The following is a 2,011-nucleotide window of genomic DNA, read 5'->3' on the forward strand; positions in this document are numbered from 1 at the left end:
CGCTGCGCGTCACGCGGGAGCCTAGGGCGCGCGGGGCCGGGCCGCAGCCCGGCCGGCCATGACATTGCCGAGAGAGGCGGGCGGCGTCAGGCGGTGGCGGCGCGCGGCGGCAGGTCGCGCCACTCGAAGAAGGTCTTGGTCCCGCCGGTGAAGCCCGCCGTTTCGTAGAAGCGCAGCGTGCCGGGATTCTTCGAGCCGGTGGCGAGCATCACCTTGTAGCAGCCCGCGTCCCGCGCCCGCTCCAGCGCCGCGCCCAGCACGGCGTGGCCCAGGCCATGGCGGCGCCAACCGGCATGGGTCACCACATTCTCGACCAGCGCGTAGGGGCGCAGGCCGCGCATGATGCTCGGCACCACGACCAGGGTGCAGGAGGCGACGGGCATTCCCCCGGCCTCGGCCAGGACAACATCGGCGCGGCGCAGCAGCGCCGCCCAGGCCTCGGCGGCCTCGGCCGGCCCGACCACCGGGTCCTCCGGCGCCAGGTGGCGGTAGAGGGCCAGCATGCCGGGGAGGTCGTCCGGCCCGGCCAGGCGGAGGACGGGTTCGCTCACATCTCGGCTTCCGGCCAGGTGACGAACAGCCCGACATCGCCGGGCATGCCGTGCGGGTAGTTGATGATGCGGGCGTTGAAGCCGAAGCCGCCGGGGCGCAGCGCCTCCTGCCAGAAATCGTAGAGGCGGCGGGCATAGCCCGGCAGTTCCTCCGGCCAGCCTTCCAGCGCGTGGTTGATGCGCCGCCCGCCATCGGCGCAGAAGCCGCTGGGGAAGGAGACGAGCATCAGCTCGCGCTCGCCACGGTCGAAGGATTCGTGGATGTGGCGCAGCATCGCCTGGCGGTCGGCCTCGGTGAAGGGCCGTGCCTCGAAGGCCTTCTGCCGCTCGGCCAGTTCCTCGGCGGCGTGCCGCGCGGCGGCGCGCTCGGCCGCCTGCTTCTCCGCCTCCAGGCGGTGCTTCTCCTCGAACAGCTCGTGCACGGTGAGGGCGGGGCGGGAATCGTCGGTCATGGTCACCTCGCATGGGCGGGCGCCGGGCTGCGCCAGCGGCCCTGCGCAAAGAGATGGGGCGGCGGGCGGGAAAGCCAGCACCGCCCCGGCCGGTCAGGCGACGCTTCCCGGATCCGTGTTCGCGCCGCAGACCACGACGCCCACCCGCGCACCCTCGGGCGGGCGGAAGGCGCCGCAGAGCAGGGCGGCCAGCGCGGTGGCGCCGCCGGGCTCGGCCACCAGCCGGCAGCGTTCCCACAGCGCCTGCTGCGCGGCGCGGATCGCCGCGTCCGGCACCAGCAGGGCGCTGCCGATCTGCCGGCGCGCCACGCCGAACATCAGCGCGCCGACCTGGCGGGCGCCCAGGCTGTCGGCGGCCAGGCCGCCCACCGGCACCGGCACGGGGCGGCCCTCGCGCAGCGCGGTGTAGAGGGTGGGGCAGGCCTCCGGCTCGACGCTGACGATCTCGGCCCGCTCGCCATACCAGGCGGCGACGCCGCCGATCAGCCCGCCGCCGCCGGTGGCCAGCAGGATGTGGGTCAGCGCCGGCGCCTGCTCCTCCAGCTCGAGGCCGAGCGTGCCCTGGCCGGCCAGCACCTCCTCCTGGTCATAGGCGTGCACCAGCAGGGCGCCGGTCTCGGCGGCGCGGGCCTCGCTGGCCTGGCGCGCCTCGTCATAGCTGGCGCCGGTCTGCACCAGCGTCGCGCCATAGGCGCGGATGCGGGCCAGCTTGGCCGGGCCGGTGATCTCGGGGACATAGATCTCGGCCGGCACGCCGAGGGCGCGGGCGGCATAGGCCACCGCCGCGCCGTGGTTGCCGCCCGAGGCGGCGATCACCCCGGCCGCCGGCAGGGGGTTGGAGAGCATCCGGTTGAAGGCGCCGCGCGGCTTGAAGGAGCCGGAGGCCTGCAGCAGCTCCAGCTTCAGCGTCACGTCGCAGGGCGTGCCGAGCGCGTCGGCGGGCAGGTGCAGCAGCGGCGTGCGGCGGATCCAGGGGGCGAGGCGCCGGGCGGCGGCGCGGATCGCCGC

General features: G+C 75.5%; 3 protein-coding genes. All 3 read right to left on the reverse strand.

What is annotated here, in order from left to right:
* Positions 1 to 86: 86 nt before the first annotated feature.
* The 3 genes from HMPREF0731_RS19590 to HMPREF0731_RS19600 all read right to left on the reverse strand — a co-directional run bounded on the left by HMPREF0731_RS19590 (position 87) and on the right by HMPREF0731_RS19600 (position 2,005).
* Positions 87 to 551: a GNAT family N-acetyltransferase gene (locus HMPREF0731_RS19590; RefSeq protein WP_007005952.1), complete on the reverse strand. Its 465-nt coding sequence runs from the start codon at positions 549 to 551 to the stop codon at positions 87 to 89.
* Positions 548 to 1,003 (reverse strand): hypothetical protein, encoded by a 456-nt coding sequence (locus HMPREF0731_RS19595; protein WP_245538367.1) that lies wholly within the window; start codon positions 1,001 to 1,003, stop codon positions 548 to 550. The genes HMPREF0731_RS19590 and HMPREF0731_RS19595 overlap by 4 nt, the downstream gene beginning before the upstream one ends.
* 93 nt (positions 1,004 to 1,096) lie before the next feature.
* A complete protein-coding gene (locus HMPREF0731_RS19600) occupies positions 1,097 to 2,005 on the reverse strand; it encodes a threonine/serine dehydratase (RefSeq protein ID WP_040614136.1) in 909 nt (302 codons plus the stop codon).
* Positions 2,006 to 2,011: the final 6 nt, after the last annotated feature.

The organism is Pseudoroseomonas cervicalis ATCC 49957 (genome assembly GCF_000164635.1).
In the GTDB taxonomy this organism is placed as follows: Bacteria; Pseudomonadota; Alphaproteobacteria; order Acetobacterales; family Acetobacteraceae; genus Pseudoroseomonas; species Pseudoroseomonas cervicalis.